General features: G+C 56.3%; 18 protein-coding genes and 1 pseudogene. 15 read left to right on the top strand and 4 right to left on the bottom strand.

What is annotated here, in order from left to right:
- Positions 1-56 precede the first annotated feature (56 nt).
- Genes bioB through AC2FLZ_RS13445 form a run of 6 tightly spaced genes read left to right on the top strand, consistent with a single transcriptional unit; the run spans position 57 to position 5433 of the window.
- Positions 57-1037 carry a biotin synthase BioB gene (gene bioB / locus AC2FLZ_RS13470; RefSeq protein ID WP_209507670.1) on the top strand — a complete coding sequence of 327 codons (981 nt, stop codon included), beginning with the start codon at positions 57-59 and terminating at the stop codon, positions 1035-1037.
- The gene (locus AC2FLZ_RS13465) at positions 1034-2167 is read left to right on the top strand and encodes an 8-amino-7-oxononanoate synthase (protein WP_480519792.1); all 1134 of its coding nucleotides are present in this window, start codon (positions 1034-1036) and stop codon (positions 2165-2167) included. The genes bioB and AC2FLZ_RS13465 overlap by 4 nt, the downstream gene beginning before the upstream one ends.
- On the top strand, positions 2164-2784 hold the full coding sequence (bioD, locus tag AC2FLZ_RS13460; protein ID WP_480519794.1) for a dethiobiotin synthase: 621 nt from the start codon (positions 2164-2166) through the stop codon (positions 2782-2784). Before AC2FLZ_RS13465 ends, bioD begins: the two co-directional genes overlap by 4 nt.
- Positions 2781-4067: an adenosylmethionine--8-amino-7-oxononanoate transaminase gene (gene bioA / locus AC2FLZ_RS13455; protein WP_480554876.1), complete on the top strand. Its 1287-nt coding sequence runs from the start codon at positions 2781-2783 to the stop codon at positions 4065-4067. Before bioD ends, bioA begins: the two co-directional genes overlap by 4 nt.
- Positions 4064-4684, top strand: coding sequence for a pimeloyl-ACP methyl esterase BioG family protein (locus AC2FLZ_RS13450; RefSeq protein WP_480554877.1), 621 nt, complete (start codon positions 4064-4066; stop codon positions 4682-4684). The genes bioA and AC2FLZ_RS13450 overlap by 4 nt, the downstream gene beginning before the upstream one ends.
- Positions 4681-5433 carry a methyltransferase domain-containing protein gene (locus tag AC2FLZ_RS13445; protein WP_480554878.1) on the top strand — a complete coding sequence of 251 codons (753 nt, stop codon included), beginning with the start codon at positions 4681-4683 and terminating at the stop codon, positions 5431-5433. Before AC2FLZ_RS13450 ends, AC2FLZ_RS13445 begins: the two co-directional genes overlap by 4 nt.
- Before the next feature lie 126 nt (positions 5434-5559).
- Here the strand turns inward: AC2FLZ_RS13445 and AC2FLZ_RS13440 are convergent, their stop codons facing one another.
- From AC2FLZ_RS13440 to AC2FLZ_RS13430, 3 genes are read right to left on the bottom strand one after another with little or no spacing between them, the layout of a single operon-like run.
- Positions 5560-6486, bottom strand: coding sequence for a carbohydrate kinase family protein (locus AC2FLZ_RS13440; protein WP_496882270.1), 927 nt, complete (start codon positions 6484-6486; stop codon positions 5560-5562).
- 39 nt (positions 6487-6525) lie between these two features.
- Positions 6526-7575: a glucokinase gene (locus tag AC2FLZ_RS13435; RefSeq protein ID WP_480492861.1), complete on the bottom strand. Its 1050-nt coding sequence runs from the start codon at positions 7573-7575 to the stop codon at positions 6526-6528.
- A 31-nt stretch (positions 7576-7606) separates the two neighbouring features.
- Entirely contained in the window at positions 7607-7795 is a 189-nt protein-coding gene (locus AC2FLZ_RS13430) for a family 1 glycosylhydrolase (RefSeq protein WP_496882274.1), read from the bottom strand.
- 219 nt (positions 7796-8014) lie between these two features.
- On the opposite strand from AC2FLZ_RS13430, the gene AC2FLZ_RS13425 reads away from it, so the two are divergent.
- The 9 genes from AC2FLZ_RS13425 to AC2FLZ_RS13385 all read left to right on the top strand — a co-directional run bounded on the left by AC2FLZ_RS13425 (position 8015) and on the right by AC2FLZ_RS13385 (position 18949).
- Positions 8015-8764, top strand: a complete 750-nt coding sequence (locus AC2FLZ_RS13425; protein WP_480605623.1) for a sugar phosphate isomerase/epimerase family protein — start codon at positions 8015-8017, stop codon at positions 8762-8764.
- Complete coding sequence (locus tag AC2FLZ_RS13420) at positions 8764-9810, top strand: LacI family transcriptional regulator (RefSeq protein WP_480494227.1); 1047 nt, start codon at positions 8764-8766, stop codon at positions 9808-9810. Before AC2FLZ_RS13425 ends, AC2FLZ_RS13420 begins: the two co-directional genes overlap by 1 nt.
- Positions 9811-9832: 22 nt before the next feature.
- On the top strand, positions 9833-10582 hold the full coding sequence (locus AC2FLZ_RS13415) for a basic amino acid ABC transporter substrate-binding protein (protein ID WP_480483651.1): 750 nt from the start codon (positions 9833-9835) through the stop codon (positions 10580-10582).
- 64 nt (positions 10583-10646) lie between these two features.
- The gene (locus AC2FLZ_RS13410; protein WP_480494225.1) at positions 10647-12293 is read left to right on the top strand and encodes an amino acid ABC transporter permease; all 1647 of its coding nucleotides are present in this window, start codon (positions 10647-10649) and stop codon (positions 12291-12293) included.
- Positions 12290-14275 carry a beta-galactosidase gene (locus AC2FLZ_RS13405; RefSeq protein WP_496882269.1) on the top strand — a complete coding sequence of 662 codons (1986 nt, stop codon included), beginning with the start codon at positions 12290-12292 and terminating at the stop codon, positions 14273-14275. The genes AC2FLZ_RS13410 and AC2FLZ_RS13405 overlap by 4 nt, the downstream gene beginning before the upstream one ends.
- 122 nt (positions 14276-14397) lie before the next feature.
- The gene (locus AC2FLZ_RS13400; RefSeq protein WP_480477085.1) at positions 14398-15522 is read left to right on the top strand and encodes an extracellular solute-binding protein; all 1125 of its coding nucleotides are present in this window, start codon (positions 14398-14400) and stop codon (positions 15520-15522) included.
- A gap of 116 nt (positions 15523-15638) precedes the next feature.
- On the top strand, positions 15639-16751 hold the full coding sequence (locus AC2FLZ_RS13395; protein WP_480477087.1) for an ABC transporter ATP-binding protein: 1113 nt from the start codon (positions 15639-15641) through the stop codon (positions 16749-16751).
- 12 nt (positions 16752-16763) lie between these two features.
- On the top strand, positions 16764-17684 hold the full coding sequence (locus AC2FLZ_RS13390) for an ABC transporter permease (RefSeq protein WP_496882268.1): 921 nt from the start codon (positions 16764-16766) through the stop codon (positions 17682-17684).
- A complete protein-coding gene (locus AC2FLZ_RS13385) occupies positions 17681-18949 on the top strand; it encodes an ABC transporter permease (protein ID WP_496882267.1) in 1269 nt (422 codons plus the stop codon). The genes AC2FLZ_RS13390 and AC2FLZ_RS13385 overlap by 4 nt, the downstream gene beginning before the upstream one ends.
- Positions 18950-18992: 43 nt before the next feature.
- Here AC2FLZ_RS13385 and AC2FLZ_RS13380 read toward each other — a convergent pair.
- Positions 18993-19367, bottom strand: a pseudogene (locus tag AC2FLZ_RS13380) (beta-galactosidase); the annotation flags it as partial.

Genomic DNA, 19367 nt, shown 5'->3' with positions numbered 1-19367 from the left:
GTTTTATCGATAATAAATCCACAGCAACGCAAGCTGCAAAGAGTTTTATAGATAAAATGATCATCCCACACTCCGGCTGGACCCGTAAAACTGCGCAAGCTATTCACGATCTTCCGCTGATGGATCTTTTGTTTCGTGCGCAGACCGTGCATCGCGAAAACTTTGATCCGAACCAGATCCAGACCTCGAAGCTATTGTCGATCAAGACTGGTGGCTGCGCCGAGGATTGCGCCTATTGCTCGCAATCAGCCCGCAATGGATCAACCTTGCCCGCATCGAAGCTGATCGAGGTTCAGCGCGTTCTGACCGAGGCCAAGAAAGCTCGCGATGGTGGCGCGACCCGGTTCTGCATGGGGGCGGCGTGGCGCGAGCCAAAGGCGCGTGACATGGATGCGCTGGTCGCGATGGTCGAGGGCGTCAAGGAACTGGGCATGGAAACCTGCATGACGCTGGGTATGCTCGACGACACCCAGGTGGTTCAGCTGCGCGACGCCGGTTTGGACTATTACAATCACAACATTGACACCTCGGAACGCTATTACTCCGAAGTCATCACCACCCGTACTTTTGCGGATCGGATTGACACGATGAACCGGGTACAGGAAGCCGGGATCAAGGTTTGCTCGGGTGGCATTCTGGGGATGGGTGAACATACTGGCGACCGTATCGACATGTTGCTGACATTGGCCAACATGACGCCTCCACCTGACTCGGTGCCGATCAATATGTTGATGCCGCAGGCTGATACCCCGCTTGCGGACGCCGAGCCGATTGACCCGATCGACTTTGTGCGGATCATTGCAACGGCCCGCATTCTGATGCCCAAGTCCTATGTGCGGCTTTCTGCCGGGCGCAGCGACATGAGTGACGAGATGCAGGCGATGTGCTTTTTCGCCGGTGCCAACTCGATCTTTGTTGGCGAAACGCTTTTGACAGCAGAAAACCCCGAAGAAGACACCGACGCGGTCCTGTTTGCGAAACTTGGTCTTCAGGCCGAAAAAGCCGAAACGCGAAACTGCACGGAAGCTGCCGAATGAAAGCAGTCAACCGACTGGAATCGATGCTTGATGCGCTTCAAGCCCGGCACCGCCGCCGGGCCTTGATCCCGACGCAAGGGCTGGATTTCGCGTCGAATGACTATCTGGGTCTTGCCGGTTCTCAAGTGTTACAACGTGCGGCGCATGATGCGTTGTCGCGGGGTGTGCCTGTAGGTTCGGGAGGTTCGCGTCTGTTGCGGGGCAACCACCCTGAACATGAAGCGCTGGAGCGGGAAGCGGCCGCATTCTTTGGAGCTGAGGCCGCGCTGTTCATGGGAGGCGGGTTTCAGGCCAATCAGGCGATCTTCTCCACGTTGCCAGCGGCTGAGGATTTGGTCCTATATGACGCCCTGGTTCACGCGAGCGCCCATGAAGGCATGCGGTCCAGCCGTGCAGACCTGCGTGCCTTCCGCCACAATGACGTTGCTGATGCACGCAACGTATTGCGCGACTGGCAATCTACAGGCGGTTCGGGTCAGGTCTGGATTGCCGTCGAAAGCGTGTATTCCATGGAAGGTGACCTGGCGCCGCTGGAAGACCTGTCCGTACTTGCGCGCGAAGCTGATGCGGTTTTGGTTGTTGATGAGGCCCACGCAACCGGCGTTTTCGGAGAGCGAGGCAGGGGTCTCGCGCATGACCTGAACGCTGATCTGCTGACATTGCATACCTGCGGTAAAGGGCTTGGTGTCTCAGGCGGGCTGATCTGCGGTCCGCGCGTGATGATTGATACCCTGATCAACCGCGCTCGTCCCTTCATCTTTGCGACCGCTCCGTCGCCTTTGAACGCTTCTCTGGTTCGTGCTGCGCTACGGGAACTGGCCGAGGATGTCAGCCTGATTGAAGGCGCGCATGAACGTATGCGCCATGCCCATGACGCCGCACGGCAACTGGGGTTGCCCGCAGCCGCGTTGAACAGCCAGATCATCCCGGTTGTACTGGGAGATGACGAGCGCACAATGGCGATGGCGGCCACTTTGCAGCAGCAGGGTTTTGACGTTCGGGGCATCCGCCCGCCCACTGTCCCAAAAGGCACATCCCGTTTGCGCGTCTCGATTACCGGAAATGTCACCCTTCAGGATATCTCGACCCTGTTTTCAACCATCGCAATCTGTCAGTCGGAGGCCGCATGAGCGCGCTGATCGTTACCGGAACCGACACAGGTGTTGGAAAAACCGTGTTTTCGGCTGGTCTGGCGGCAGCTTTGCAGGCCCGGTACTGGAAGCCTGTTCAGTCTGGTCTTGAGGATGCTACGGACACTGAAACCGTCAGCGCGCTGAGCGGTGCCGAGGTCCTGCCCGAAGCGTACCGGCTGAACATGCCCGCTTCACCGCATCTGTCTGCCGAAGACATGGGTATTGAGATTGACCTCTCGCGTCTTGAAATTCCGAAAGTGGACGGGCCTCTTGTTGTCGAAGGCGCAGGGGGCCTTATGGTGCCGCTGAACCGCCAGTCGTTCTTTCTGGACCTGATTGCCGGATGGCAGGCTCCGGTTGTTCTTGTTGCGCGCACCGCCTTGGGAACGATCAACCACACCACATTGTCTCTGATGGCGCTTCGGGCTGTTGGCTGCGAGGTAGTCGGCGTCGCATTCGTGGGTGACCCCGTGCCGGACGTGGAGCAAACCATCGTCGAGATGTGTAAAGTGCATCATCTGGGACGCCTGCCATTTCTGAGCGACCTGACACCGCAGAGCCTGAACAGTGCATTTTCGGCAATTGATGTGGCGACCATTCGGAGGTTCCTGTGACCCCGTTGGAATTTGATGCGCGCCATCTGTGGCACCCTTATACACATGTGCTTGAACCTGGCCCGATGCACCTGATTACCGGGGCAGAAGGTGTCTGGCTGACGCGTGCTGATGGCGTCAGAATGATCGACGCAATGTCGTCCTGGTGGTGTACGGTGCATGGGCACAGGCACCCGGCCATCATCGATGCGATGCAAAAGCAGCTGAATACACTGCCGCATGTGATGTTTGGCGGTCTGACCCACGAACCCGCCGTGGAACTTGGCCGCAGGTTGGTCGACCTTCTGCCAGATGGCCTGGATCGCATTTTCTACAGCGACAGCGGCTCGGTCGCGATCGAAGTCGCGTTGAAGATGGCAGTCCAGTACCAGATTGCCAAAGACCGGGGCGAACGGTCTGAATTTGCCACGATCCGTGGTGGCTATCATGGCGACACATGGAAGGCGATGAGCGTTTGTGATCCCGTCAACGGGATGCATGGCCTGTTTCGCGGTGCGTTGTCGATCCAGCACTTTCTGCCACGCCCTCACATTCAATTTGGCGATGTGTGGCTCGACGATCCTTCCGAGAACGGGTTGGAGGCGCTGGAGGCGCTGCTGCACGACAAAGGGAACAGAATAGCCGCACTGATCCTTGAACCGGTGGTGCAGGGCGCAGGTGGGATGTATTTCTATCACCCCGCCTGGTTACGTGGGGCGCGTGGCTTGTGTGATGCGCATGACGTTTTGCTGATCTTCGATGAGATCGCGACCGGATTCGGACGCAGTGGCGAGATGTTTGCAATGGATCACTCCGGGGTGGTTCCGGATATCCTGTGTCTTGGCAAGGCGCTGACCGGTGGGCATATCACCTTGGCCGCCACTATCGCGACTGAGGCCGTCGCTCGCGGGATCGGTGAAAGTGAGGCCGGAGTTTTGATGCACGGTCCCACCTACATGGCCAACCCTCTGGCTTGTTCGGCAGGGGTGGCGAGCCTCGACCAGTTGCAACAGCGAAACTGGAAGCAGGAAGTTGCATCAATCTCGCAGCAGATGAAGGCCGAACTCGCGCCCGCACGCAATTTGCCCGGTGTTACAGATGTGCGCGTGCTCGGCGCAATTGGCGTCATCGAGATGGATGAGCGGGTCGACCCCTCCATCGCACATGGGTTGGCTACGGAAACCGGTGTGTGGTTGCGCCCGTTTGCTCGCAATATTTATTGCATGCCTCCCTATGTTATTTCACCTGACGAACTGAGCAGGGTAACGTCCGCGATGCTTGCTCTGGCTGGGGGGCAGAAATGAAAAGCCGTTGGCTGGCGCAATCAGATGACAGTACTCTGACCCTTGTGTTTGGTGGATGGGCACTGGGCGATGCTCCGTTCCGGGGTCTTACGGGGGGCGGAAATACTCTGTTGGTGGAAGGCTACATCAGTCTCGATGATCCCCTGCCTGATCTCGCCCGTTTCGATCACATTGATATGCTGGCCTTTTCCTTCGGTGTCTCGTCGGCTGCGCATTGGCTGGCGTGCTCGGGCTTTCGTCCCGACCGATTGATCGCCATCAGCGGCACTTTGCACCCTGCGTGCCCGGAACGTGGTATTGCGCCCGACATGATCAAGGCAACAGCGGCTCAGCTTTCCGAGCGCAGCTTCGCCAAGTTCTGCCGCCGTGCAGGTTTGCCAAGTGAGCCCCCGGAACTCGATATAGTCGCGGCGAAGCAAGAGCTTTTTTCCGTGATCCAGCGCGGGCCTGCCCCTGATCCGGGTTTTGACAGGGTGTGGATACCCACAAACGACCGGATCATTCCGACTACGGCCCAAGAAGCCGCATGGGCCTCAACCTCGGCCCGCGTCGAGCGTGTGGCGGCGCCGCACGTACCATTCCTACCGGAGCAAAGTTGGGCGAGTTGGGTATCATGACAGCGCAACTGGCAGACAGGGTGCAGCGGAGCTTTAGCAGAAGCTTTCAAACCTACCACGACACAGCAAGTCAACAAGCCTGGGTCGCAGGCAAGCTGGTGTCTGAACTGCGTCGTGCCGGAGCTCCGGACCGCTTTGAAACTGTCTTCGAGCTGGGATGTGGCACAGGGCATCTGACCCGTCTGATGCGACAAAGCTTTCACCTGCCAAACTTCATATTGAACGACATCGCACCACAGGCTCAGGCAACAGCGGATGCGGAAAAGGCCACGTTCATTGCCGGTGATGCGCGTGAAGTTCACTGGCCCTCCCGGATTGATCTGATCGTCTCGGCTTCGATGATCCAATGGATGGAAAGCCCGTTGCAATTGCTTCACAGAGCGATGGACGCGCTGGAGCCCGGCGGATGGTTGGCGGTTTCGGGTTTTGGCCCTCAGCAATATCGAGAGCTTAGCGCGATCGGATCAGCTGCGCGTGCACCGGGTCTTACTACTCCGGCTGCTCTTGCCGCTGCTGTCGACGGCCCGATGCAGAAATTGGCCGTTGGTGAAAGCCTGAGGCGAACCTACTTCGATACGCCTCGCGAGGTTCTTAGGTATTTGCGAAGAACAGGTGTAAACGGCAGGGCGCAAGGAACATGGACCAAGTCCACGCTGGCTCGGTTCGAAAACGTATACGCTAAGGAGTTCGGCACGGATCGCGGGGTCTCGCTGACATATCATCCCGTGTGGATCATTGCCCGGAAGTGATAGATACTTTTCTGCCGTGGCCTAACGTAATTTGTGAGCCTGCCAGGCGGTCGCAAACTCCGCAGCCACGGCCCTCGGACTTGATGCGATTGTCACCAGTTCGATTTTTCGGGTTTTTGCCGACAATCAAATCTCATGTGCCCAGGGAGGTTCTGCCCCGGCGCGTGATACTGTTACTGCGGCAACAGTTGCACCCAACGCCATGGCCGCCCGCAAGCTTTCGGAGGTCAGATTGCGCAGCCCCTGCTTTGTCAAATTCCCGGCGCGGCTGAGTTCAGTCAGAACACCAGCGTTAAACGTGTCGCCCGCGCCGATTGTGTCGACAACCTGAACAGGTTTCACAGGAACCGAAACCTTGGAACCGTCGGCCAGGTACCCATTCGCTCCGTCGCCACCCCTGGTCACGATGAGGGCTGACGGACCGGTCTGCAACAAAAGAGACGCTTTGGCGGCCTCGGGCTCGGCTCCCGGGATGATCCAGTCAAGATCTTCGTCTGAAACCTTCACAATATCGGACTGCGCAATCATGCGGTTCAGACGGGTCCGATACCGGGTCTGGTCCTTGATGAATCCCGGTCGGATATTCGGGTCCAACATCACTGCGCGATCCCCTCCGTGGCGATTCAGAAGTGAAGCATAGGCATCCGCGCAGGGTTCACACGCCAGACTGATACCCCCAAGATACAGGGCGGACACGGCTGTTAGCTGCTCCGGCATGTCCTCGGGTTGCAGCATTCGTCCGGCGGTGTTTTCATCGACAAAGCTGTAAGTGGCGTGACCGTCTTTTAGCTGTACGAAGGCAAGGGTCGTGGGGCGGTCAGAGACAATCACATGTGACGTGTCAACATGGCTTGAATTCAGCGCCTTTGTAATTTGTTGGCCAAACATGTCAGACGACACGCCGGTCAGCATTCCGACGGAAACACCTAGACGACCGACTGCGACCGCCGTGTTCAATATCGCCCCACCTGTGTGCGGTACAAATCCTTGTTCGCCCGACACTGTCGGCTCGGAAATCATGTCGATCAGGGCTTCACCACAGCACAGGATCATTTCGTAGTCCTTTTCAGAGTATTTTGTCAGGGAGACTTGTTATCGCATCAAAGCGTTCTTGCAGAAATTGTTCGCCCCGATGATGCCGAACTCTGCTTGCTCGGAGACATACAGGTTCAACGAGCGGCGCAGCTCGCTGAAACGGCCACCGCCGTTGAACGCTTCCCGGAACTCTTCGCCGAATAACCAGCGATTCTTTTCCGCGACGCCGCCAACAAGAAACACTCCGCCCGAAGGCATCAGTGTGACAGCCATGTCGCCCATCAAAGCCCCCAGATGGGTGTTGAACATCCGAGCGGCTTGTACCGCGATGGGGTCAGAACGGTCGCGGGCATCGAGCAGAATGTCTTTCGCCGAGCGCGTTGGTGTCTGTATATGGCCTGCCGCCAGCCCGATCGCCTGATATAGGATAGGCAAGCCCGTACCGCTCAGGAACATCTCAGCTTCCAGTGCGAGGCTGTCACCAAAAAAACACTCAGGCGCAATGCTGCGGGCTGCTTCAAAGATGTCAACTTCGTCGCGGTGACGCGGATACAGACCCACATGACCACCTTCTCCGGAGACTGTGTGATAGTGGCCCTCGGAAAACAGCAACGCTCCCACGCCAAGCCCGGTGCCAGGACCCACCACCAATCGCGTGCCTGCGGGCGGTGTCGCGTGACCTTGCAAGACGGCAACATCTTTCTGGGTTACTTCTGCCACCGACCACGCGGCAGCGGTGAAATCATTGATTACAAACGTATGACTGGCGCCGGTGGCTTTTGCCAATTCGGCCTCGGACAGGTCCAGATTGGCATTTGTCAGCCGAATCGTGCCATTCCGGACAGGGCCTGCACCCGCCGCCACGACCGCCTGTGGATTTGTTCCGATTTCATCCCGAAGCGCGTGAAACGCTTCCAGCAGATCTTCCAGTGTCCCCGTTGGGCGCTTGCGCAGGGCTGTCAGCTCTCCGTTCGTAACCACGCCCAGCCGCGTGTTGGTGCCCCCTATGTCAGCAACCAGATTCCAATGCTCATGCACCGCACCGAATGGTTGCGCTAACGGCTGAGAGACGTTCTGACCCCCGGAATGGGCAGACTTTAGCGCCATGAAAGACGCTTTGGGTGTTCTCTCAAGCGTTTCAAAATTCACGTTCACCAGTCCAACCCTTTTTCCACATTCGAAGGCCCATTCGCATTTGTCGCAGTAGTGACCAAACAAAACAGCCCTTTACCGGAACATTTTGTGCAAAAGCGTCCCTTACGGCAGCCAGGTGTCGGTCGAGATAATCCATGCGATTATCATTCTGAAGACCCTCTGCGCGCGCCATACCGTTTTTGGTGATACAGATTGGTGGCTCGCTCGTATAGCCCTTCATTGTTCGGATCAGAAATCGGTTGCGGAAAATGGCTCGATTTCCCACCCCATCTGGGTTTTAGGCAAAGGCTCGGAGCCTTATTCAAAGCTGGCGTACGGATCGAATCAATACGGCGCTTGACAAGGATACAGCTCGTAATTCACCATATTTGAAACGTTTCAAAGGTGAGGGATGCGAGTTTCTGCCCAACTCTACACAGTGCGGCAATGCGGTGATCTTGCAGATCAGCTGCAATTGGTTGCGGCCTGCGGTTTTTCAGATGTCGAAACCACTGGCTTGCACGGCCTGACCCCAGCTCAGATGGCGGGAACTATTTACGGGTCAGGCCTTAATGTTCGGTCTGCACATTTTGATTGGGAAGAGTTCGAAGGGCGTTTTACGGATATCGTCGAAGTATTAAACCTAATGGAATGCCGGGTGGCTGTCATGCCTTGGCTGGCGCCCCAGGTGCGGCCCGACACTGCCGAGGGATGGAGGGCGGTGTCGGGCCAGTTGTCCAAATGGGCAAATCAGCTGACAGATCATGATATCAGCCTAGCGTATCACAATCATGATTTTGATCTTATCGGTGAGGCTGGTGACACACCTCTTGACCTGATCCTTGCCGGCGGAGATGTCTTTTGGCAACCAGATATCGGTTGGCTGGTTGCGGCTGGTCTGGATCCGGCGGACGCGATCCGCCGCCACGCCAATCGAATCCTGTCCGTGCATGCAAAGGATATCGACCCAGCAGGCGGAACAGGTGACGCGCGCTGGCGCGATTTGGGCGAAGGCGTAGTTGACTGGAACGCAACCCTGCGTGCACTTGCCTCGACCAACTGCACGGACCTGTTTGTCGAACATGACGAAACCGATGATCACGTGCGCACCCTGCAAACGGGTCGGTCATTTTTGACGGAACAATTGGCAGGGTTTGGGTGATGGCGCGGGCGACGATCAAATCGATTGCCAGAAGTACTGGGTATTCCGTTGGCACAGTCTCGAATGCTTTGCGGGATTCCGTATCGGTGAAACGGGAAACCCGGGAAGAGATTCAAAAAGTTGCGTCGGATCTGGGATACCGGGTGAATCTGGATGGCCTGAAGCTACGCACCAATAAATCCTATAGAATCGGGGTCATGGTCAGTGTTTCGAACGATGCTGCGGAAGAGTGGGAAGGTGTAGAGTTTACGCGTATTCTGGCCGGAATATCCAATGCGCTAATAGGAACGCGCTATCAGTTGAGCGTATTCAGCACATGTGATGGCGAGGCTGCGGTGCAGACGTTGAAGTCCATCGTGCAGGAAGGGCAGGCTGATGGCGTGATCTTTTCCGGCACGCGTGTTCATGATGAACGCGTCGCGTATCTGCAGGGGCAGGGCTTTCCTTTTGTCACATACGGCATGAGCGACAGCCCCCAACCGCATCCTTATGTGGATCTCGACAGTCAGGCAGCGGCTTATGATGCCACCGCCAGGCTGCTTGGGCTGGGGCATCGCCGCATCGCTTTGATAAACCCGCCGGATGACCTGATCTATGCGCAGCAACGCCGCAGGGGTTATGCTGATGCGCTGTCAGAATGCGGTGTGGAGTTCGACCCGACACTGGTTCCCACCGGCCCGACCACCGCGGAATCCGGTCAGCAGAAATTTGCTACGCTTATGGAGTTGCCGAAACCGCCGAGCGCCATCATCTGCGCTAATGAGGCCATAACCCTTGGGGCGCTGTCAGCTGCCGATAAAGCCGGAGTGCAGGTTGGAAGGGACGTTGTGGTCATCTCGAACGACGACTTGAAGCTCAGCCAGTATTTTGTACCGCCACCCAGCACTTATTACTTGCCGATTGCTGAAACAAGCCGTCTGCTGGGTGAGTTCATGTTGAAAGCTTTGGACGGGGTCGATCCGTCCGAGATTCAGAAAAAGATCAGGGCCTCATTGATCGAGCGGCAACCTGACACCCCGGCGCCCGATGCGGCGCAAACCACCTGATCCAACAAAGGAGTACCTGAAAATGTTTAAAAACCTACTTGCCGCTGCAACACTCACAACACTGATGGCTCCAGCGGCCTTTGCTGCCGACCTGGAAGGTCGTGTTCTGAAAATCGGAACCGATGCGACATACCCACCGATGGAAACCGTGGATGAAACAACCGGTGAGATCGTGGGCTTTGACGTCGATGTGATGAATGCAATCTGCGCGAAGGTCAATTGCGTCCCCAATTTCGTAAACACCGCCTGGGATGGTATCTTTGCGGCCCTTCAGCAGGGTGAGTTCGATCTGGTTATCTCGGGCGTGTCGATCACACCGGAACGCGAAGAAACCATGGACTTTTCCGAGCCTTACATCGTTGTCAGCCAGGCCATTCTGTTGCAGGTCGATAATGCTGACATGACACTTGAGGATTTCAAAGCCGGTGGCCAGAAACTGGCCGCGCAAACTGCGACGACCAACGCCCAATTGGCGGAAGAGCTTGTTGGGCGCGAGAATGTCAGCCTTTACGACAACTTCTCGGCCGCCATTCTGGCGCTTCAGAACGCGGACGTGCAGGGCGTGATCATCGATGGCACATCGGCAGCGGCCTATGAACAGGAATTTGCGGGCGAGTTGACTGTTGGCATCACAGGCTTGCAATCCGATCCATTGGGTATCGTGTTTCAAGAAGGCGATCCGACGGTGGATGCGATTAACGCCGGTCTGAAAGCCATTCAGGAGGATGGAACGCTGGACGAACTGACAGCCAAATACTGGGGCACCAATTGATCCATTAGCGCCCTTCCGGTCCGGCGGCCAGCGCTGCCGGGCCTTGTCTTAGCGGAGAAGTTCCATGTTGCGCCTCAGCACGATCCGCCCGAGTAACCTGGTGTTGCTCGCAGCAGCGCCCTTTATTATCTACCTGTTCGCCACATCCTCAAAATACTTGCGGTCTCTGGTCGCAATTCTGGGGATCGGCACCGACGCGGGGCCCATCTTTGTTGGATTTCTGCTGATTGCGACCGTTGCGATCCTTGGATATCTTTGCGCACGCTACGTGCGGTTTTCACAAAACTCCCCCGGCTGGTTGCGATTCTGCGCGCTTGCCGCGTTCCCAGCTTCTGCGGCGCTTTTGGTCATCAGCTTTGTTTCTCCGCTGCTTCTGATGCCATTTGCCGAGTCGGTCTTCTTCCATGCGCTCAGCGAAAACACATCACCCCTTATCGATCGATCCAGTCAGACCTGGGTACTGTTTCCGGGCGTGATCGCCAAGGTTCAGACGGGATTACAAGTTTTCCTGGCGGTTTACGCGGCTGTCGTCGCACTATGCCTAATTTCGGCACGTTTGCAACCGCCCTGGCGCGGGCGCGTCTTGTTGGGGTTGGAGTGTCTCACAGGCGCGGTTCTGTTTTATCTCATGTTCATGGCTCATTGGCAGTTCGCGACCGGGGTGGCCATTACATTCCGCGCGGCCATATTTGCCTATATCTTCGCGGCCATTCTTGGTTTGGTCTGGGTCGGGTTGCAATCGTTTAAACCAAAGGCGCGTACGACGGTCGTCTATGGTTCGATCAGTTTGGCATTGCTTGCAGCCTCAGCCTTTTTCTTCATGCAGCCGCAGGTCAGCTTTGTTCTGGTGGGCAGCACCGAAGGGCGTATCGCGGTTGTGCGCGGCACGCCGCAGGCGCAGGCTGACGTTATCCGGTTTGGTGAGTTCGAAGGGGCCGACGGTCAGCAATATCGCATCCGCAGCGCAACCGATGCCACTGCCGCGCTTGAACAGATCGAAACGGTCGACAGTGTCTCGGGCGCTTTTGTCCCGGCCGATGCCCATACACAAGGTTATCCGGTCCTGTGGCAAACAAGATTTCTACCCGACAAATACCGCAATCCGGCCCTGGCATTTGCCGTGTTCGGGTTTTTGTTGCTGACACTGACCATTGGCGGGGCTCAGCATAAGCTGCATCCTCTGGCGGTCGGGGCCGAGTTTTTCGTGGATACGATACGCGGCATTCCGATGCTGGTGATCATTCTTTATATCGGACTGCCACTGGCGGGCGCAGTCAAAGACGCCACCGGCGGCGGTATCGACATGACCAATATGACCCGCGGGATCATCGCGATCTCAGTTGGTTATTCCGCCTATATGGCCGAAATTTTCCGATCCGGGATCGAGGCGATACCGAAAGGCCAATTGGAGGCGGGCAGCTCTCTGGGTTTGTCGCGCTGGCATACGGCGCGGCTTATCGTTCTGCCGCAGGCCCTGCGGATTGTCACTCCACCGCTTGGCAATGAGTTTATCGCGATGATCAAGGACACGTCATTGCTGTCTATCCTGTCCGTCCGCGACATGACCCAGAGGATGCGAGAATTTCAGGCGGCTAGCTTTCTGCCCTTTGCACCCTTCAATACGGCGGCAATCCTGTATGTCGTTCTCACACTCGGCTGTGCCAGTTTCCTGAAGTGGATCGAACGACGCACAGCAAAGGACACACGATGAGCGCGCTGGAACTTGGGGTTTGTTACTACCCCGAACAGTGGGACCCTTCGCAATGGCGAGACGATGCCGCCCAAATGGCAGACATGGGGTTGGATTGGGTGCGGATTGCTGAATTCACCTGGGGTCTGATCGAACCCGCGCGCGGTCAGTTCCACTGGGACTGGCTGGATGAAGTGATCGAGATACTGGGTCAGGCTGGTCTGCGGGTCATGATGTCCACCCCAACAGCCGCCCCCCCCAAATGGTTGATCGATGAGTATCCCGAAATCCTGCCCGTTGGGCCGGATGGTCGGGTCAGAGGGTACGGTTCGCGCAGGCATTATTGTTTTTCCAGTGAGGTTTATCTGGCCGAGGCGCAAAGGATCGCAACTGAATATGCCCGCAGATATGGTCAGAATTTGTATGTCCAAGCGTGGCAGATCGACAATGAGTACAACGACCACGATACAGTTCTCAGCTATTCCGATGCCGCGCGAACAGGTTTTCAGAACTGGTTGGAGGAACGATACGGGGCAATCGATGCGTTGAATGACGCGTGGGGAACCGTTTTCTGGGGGTCGCTCTACTCTCAGTTTGGTCAGATCGAACTGCCCAACGGGCTGGTCGCCACGCCCAATCCAGCCCATGCTCTGGAATTCGCGCGCTATTCTTCCGATCGAGTTCGTCTGTTCAACAAAACGCAGGTGGATGTTCTGCGCAAATATGCGCCGGGCCGGGATATTACCCATAACTTCATGGCAGGTAGTTTCGAATTCGATCACCACGCCGTAGCGGCTGATCTGGATATTGTCGGGTTCGACAGCTACCCGCTAGGGAACTTATTGGGCTCTACCCTTTCAGATGAGGAAAAGCGCCGCTATCTGCGCACCGGCGCACCGGATTATCAGGGCTTTCATTGTGATTTGTATCGCAGTCAGGGGCGCGGTCGGATGTGGGTGCTGGAACAGCAGCCGGGCCCGGTGGATTGGGCTGACAAGAATCCGTCGCCGGCAGAGGGGATGGTTCGGCTTTGGACCTGGGCGGCCTATGCACATGGCGCGCAAGCCGTGATGTTTTTTCGCTGGCGACAGGCAAAATCTGCGCAAGAGCAATACCATACTGCGATTTTGCGGTCAGATGGCAGCCCGGATCAAGCCGCTGTTGAATTGGCTGAGATCGTGAAGGATCGCGCCATTTTGCCGCCCGAGAGACGGGCAAAATCACGGGTTGCAATGCTACTGGATTATACCTCTATCTGGGCGGCGGACATCCTGCCACATGACAACGATTTCCCCAATGCCCAGATTTTTCGCGAGTGGTACACTGCAATTCGTGGTTTTGGGGTCGATCTTGATTTTGTTGGCCCTGAAGATGAACTGAGCGGCTACGCCCTCATCATATTACCTCAAAGCATGATCGTGACCGCTGACCTTGCAGACAAGCTTGACGCTTCGGGGGCCAAGATTCTGATAGGTGCTCGTTCCGGCAGCAAGACATCCGGGATGAACACCCCGTCCAATCTGGCTCCAGGCGAACTGGCAAAGTTAACAGGTATCCGTGTCACGCGCGTCGAATCACTTCCTTCACTTGCGCATGAGGCTGTGGTTCTTCCCGATGGGCAGCAATTTGAATTCACGGGTTGGCGTGAAATTGTCGAGACCAAAGAGCGCGTTTTAGCCCGCTTCAAGAGCGCTTATTGCGATGCCAGTCCGGCGGTCATCCGTTCTGACCGCACGACCTATCTGGCAATGGTTCCGCGAAATGAGCTTTTGCAGGCGATTGTCGGGGAGGTACTGAACTGGGCTGGGATAAATGCAACGCCTTGCGACCCCGATATGCGCATAACCCAACGCGGCTCGACCTACTACGCGTTCAACTTCAGTGACGTTTCAAAGCCTTTGCCTGCTGGTCGTGCACGTCAAATTCTGCTTGGTTCAGATCCGGTCAAACCAAGGGACATCACCGTTTGGCAGGAGAATGCAGCGCCTCATAAATCAGCTTAGACGTGTCAAATCGCGAAACTGGACATAAGATTTTCGCAAACTGTCACTTTTGGACTGACGGATGGGCGCAGAAAGTCCTATGAATAGAAAACAAAAAACGAGTCCAACAACGGGAGAACACTATGGTTACCAAGTCATCACTTTCCAGACGCACTGTTTTGAAAGGAGCGGGTGCCGCAGCACTTGCCGCGCCTCTTTACAGCAAGAGCGCACTGGCTTCGTCGGGTGAAATCAACATACTGATGTGGTCGGATTATCTGCCGCCCAGCTTTATCGAAGAGTTTGAGACCCTTACTGGCATCAAGGTGAACTACACCGGGATCGGCTCAAACGAAGAAATCATCAACAAGATGAAGGCGACCAAAGGTCAGGGCTTTGACATCGTCTCGCCAACCAACAACCGCTCGTTGCAGTGGGAGCCGCTGGAGTTGTTGCAGCCCTTTGACATGAACAAGGTTCCGGTCGACCTGGTGAACCCTGCCATGGCCAAAATCGGTACGGATGCTTGGAACTTTGGCGGCGCCGGGGTTCACTGGTTGCCGCATATCTGGGGCACCGAAGGCATTGCATACCGCACCGACTTGTGGCTGCCGGCTGGGGACGCCCCATCCTATGGCGATGTTTGGTCGGAAGAAAACGCAGGCAAAACCATGGGCCGCGCGCATTCGATGATGCTTGGCGCTGGTCTTTACATGGAGCGTTCCGGCGAGATGGAGCCGGGTTCGGTCTGGGCCGCTTATGGTGACGAAGAAACCATGCGCAAGGTCTGGGGTCAGATCACTGACTGGTGCATTGCACGTAAGAATCGCATCAAGCTGATCTGGAACGATGCCGATACACAGAAGAACGGTCTTCTGAATGAAGGTGTTGTTGTCGGTCAGACCTGGGACGGCCCGCCACTGGCACTGAAATCGGCTGGTGAACCAGTGCACTATCAAGCGCCCATCGAAGGGGCGATGGCATGGGTTGACGGAATGTCGATTCCGTCTGGCGCGGCGAATATCGACCAGATCTATGCCTTCATCGACTTCGCCTATCAGGCCAAACCTGCCGGTGTTGCCATCGACAGCCATGGGTACAACTCTCCTGTTCTGGGGGCGGATCAGTATTCAGGCGACACCTACAAGAAGAACTTTGCCGAGGCCTATCCGGGCGACTCGCTGGCCAACCTCAATCCGTGGCCGGCCGAAGCCCCATGGTATGCTGAAACGCGGACCGAGTTCGTCAACAAGTTCAAGAGCGCATAAGCGATCTGAAACCATGCCCCTCGCGTTCTGCGAGGGGCCACAATCTGTGCGCCGCTCCGGCGTAACGGAAAGCTATGTGGTGTGGTGACAGTGCACACCTCAGGGAGATACCAAAAATGAGTGCAGGGGTCGGAGTCGATCTGGAAAACCTGTGGATCCGTTTCGGTGACTTCGTCGCCGTGCGCGATGCAAACGTCACAATTAACGGGGGAGATTTCTTTTCATTCCTCGGACCCTCGGGTTGCGGCAAAACAACGATCTTAAGGGCTGTTTCCGGCTTTCTCGAGCCCAGCGAAGGCAATGTTCTGATCGGCGGCAAAAACATGCGCGGGATTGGGCCCAACAAACGCCCCACAGCTCTGATCTTTCAGAACCTAGCGTTGTTTCCCTTGATGAAGGTTTGGGAAAACATCACGTTCTCGATGGAAATCAAAGGCGCCAGTGCTGCCGAGCGCCGCAAGCGCGCTGACGAGCTTTTGGACATGATCGCGCTCCCGGAGCAAGGCGACAAACTTCCCAGCGAATTGTCTGGTGGCCAACGTCAGCGAGTGGCCATCGCTCGTGCCCTTTGCGCCGAGCCGGATGTATTGCTTCTTGATGAGCCTCTGTCAGCACTTGACCTCAAACTGCGCCAGCACATGCGAACGGAACTGCGAGAGATACAACAGCGTGTGGGCATTACTTTTATCTACATTACCCATGACCAGGGCGAGGCGCTGACCATGTCAGATAATATCGCCGTCATGCGTGCAGGTGTGATTGACCAGATTGCCGATGGGAAAACCATCTACAATGATCCTAACACGGCTTTCGCGGCCTCATTTGTCGGCGAAAACAATGTATTCCGTGGCAAGATCAAACAGGTCATGGGCAACGAGGCGCTGATCTCGACCAACCGCTCGGGCGATCTGGTTGCACGGATATCGACCGCCAATCAAGGCAAAATGAAAGAAGGCGATAGTGCAATGTTGTTCATTCGCCCCGAAGCCTTCGCCATTGCGCCCGAGGGGGCTTCGGGTGACCATTTTGTTACCGCGCGGGTCAACCACGAAGAATTTGAAGGCAACGTCTTCAACATCTTTACCGAAGGTGAAGGTGGAAAAGAGATCAAAGTGTCGATCCCGAACCATGGACAATCCTTCGAGGACCACACCGGACAGAACATCACGTTGGAATACAAGACGCATAACGCCGTCATCGTTCCTGCGGGTGAACTGGCTGCAGAATAAGGGGATTAACTCATGCCCCAGTTTCTGAAAGACTTCTTCAATCGCAACGGCACCGGCATGGGAGTGGCGATCCTGGGTCTGGTTCTGTTCTGGACCATCGGCCTGATCATCCTTCCGCAGCTGTCGATGTTGGACTTCTCGTTCCGTCCGAATCTGCCACCGCCAGAGATTGGCGGACCCAAAGACATATATACGCTCGAGAACTACAAATATCTGGTCTACGGCCCCGAAGGCGGCAGTCAGGACTACAACACTGTTGATCTGAGGGTGTTTTTCCGAACTCTTGTGGCCGCGGTTTTTGTGACGGTTTTCAACCTGATCATCTGCTATCCGATTTCCTATTACCTGGGTCAGGCCGAGGGCAGCCATATTCGTATCTTCGCGATCATGCTAATCATCCCTTACTGGATCAACGAGATCCTGCGCGCCTTTGCGCTGCGCATCATCTTTGGGGAAACAGGTGTGTTGAACACGTTGTTCACGGGTCTGGGCATCTGGGATACACCGTTCGACTTCATTCGCAATGACATCGCGCTCTATGCGGGTCTGGGATACGCCTATATCCTGCTGATGATTTTCCCGATGTATAACGTGATTGAAAGTCTGGACAAAAACCAGATCGAAGCAGCACGCGACCTTGGGGCGCCTTGGTGGCGGATACATTGGCGAGTGGTCATTCCTTATGCCAAGCCGGGGATCAGTTCGGGCTGTACTATGGTCTTCATGTTGTCCGCCGGTGCGTTGGCTGCGCCGCAAATTCTGGGCGGGCCGTCCAGTCTGTGGTTCACCCAACTGATCTATCAGCAGTTCAATGACAACAACGACTGGCCACAGGGCGCCGCCTACGCAATCGTTCTGCTGGTCACTTGTATTCTGTTCGTGCTGGCCATGATGCGCCTGTTCAAAGTGAACATGGGGGATATAGGGAAATGAACAATTCCTTCCTCCGCATAAGCATCTGGGTCTATCTGGCGATCTTCTTCCTGTATCTGCTGGGCCCGCTGGTGATCATGTCCGTCACCGCGTTCAACTCGTCCGGGTTCCCCCGAATGAGCCCATGGGAATGTCTGACATTCCAATGGTTTGGCGAGCTGTTTCAGGATCAGCGTATCCTGAACGGGATCAAGAACTCGCTGATCATCGGAATCGGCACGGTCATCCTGTCCGTGGCGATGGGTTTGGCAGGCGCGCTGATGCTGACCCAGATCTGGCCGAAGCTTCGCGCGACCTACTATACGGTCATTATCGCACCGATCCTGATCCCCGGTGTGGTTCTTGGTATCTCGACGCTGGTCTTCTGGGACCGGATCAACCGGATGCTGGGGCTGGGGGCCGACAGTTTCCTGTCAAACGGCATCTTCCTGACAGTGATCGGCCAGTCCACCTTTATTGCCAGTTACTGTATGCTGGTGCTGGTGGCGCGGTTGCAGCGTTATGATGTCGCCCTGACTGAGGCGGCACTGGACCTTGGGGCCAGCCACGCTCAGGCTTTCCGCAAAATCCTGCTGCCGTTCATGCGCCCGGCGATTGCCTCGGCGGCGGTTTTGGCATTCCTCGCTTCTTTCGAGAACTACAACACCACCACTTTCACTTTTGGCGAATACCCGACGCTGACGATTGAGCTGGCTCAGAAGGTTCGCTACGGCATCACGCCCGCGATCTCGGCGCTGGCGTTTATCATCGTTGCGCTGACGGTTTTCTTCGCTCTGCTGAACGAAGCCAAGCTGAAACGTCAGGAACTGGTAGCCGCGGCGCGTAAAAACGCAACGGTCGAGGAACTGGCTGGCAAGATCAAGCTGCCGAGTTTCTTTGCCGGTAATATGGCCGCCGTGTTGCTGGTCGCATTTGCGGTTGTAACGATCACCGTTATAGGCACAGCGGCGACCTACAGTCCGGCGCAGTGCATTGCCGACGTTCGCGAGCAAAAGCATTTGGAAGCGGAACAACGCATTCAGGAACTGCGTCAGCAGCGTGAGGAGCGCCGCAAACAGCAAGAAGCGGAAAAAGCCGGGCAGGGTGATGCCCAAACCGCGCCAAAGCCGTCAAATAACAGCGGTTTTGGTAATGTCTTCGCTCCGAACTCGCTGGATGGCAGCGAGAATGAAAGCAACGAAGGTGCTTCTCAAACCGAGGGTGAGCCATCCAACAACGGCGGTTTCGGAGGGGTGTTTGACCCCAACAGCCTAAAAAGCGACTAATCGCTGTGCCAAGCGGCAACCAACGCATCTGCCCGGATAGGATTCAAGTCTGTCCGGGCAGATTGCGCTTCAGGATCTTCACGTCACAGCCGCCGATGGTCGATCCGTTCCAGACCACCGGTTCAGCGTTATAGTTGATCAGGAACATGTGGTCGGCTGTCTCACGCAGTCGAAGTCCTGGCGGCATCGGTTTCAGGCCCAAACCGCTTTCTTCCGCAGCCAAGCCGATGACGCGATCCCATAATGCTTCGTTTGGGAAGCCGGCAAGATACCAGAACCCGTCCCTTGCCATTAGCGCAGGCGCTCCATCTTCAAAACTCAGAATTTCTTCAGCAGATCCTGAAAGGCGATCGATCCAATGCTGTGCCGCGCCGCCGCCACGGACAGCCCGGTTGACAGCAGGGGGCAGTGTTTCGAC

It is taken from the genome of Ruegeria sp. YKSF131 (assembly GCF_059612645.1).
This window is presented reverse-complemented; position numbering and strand designations above follow the sequence as displayed.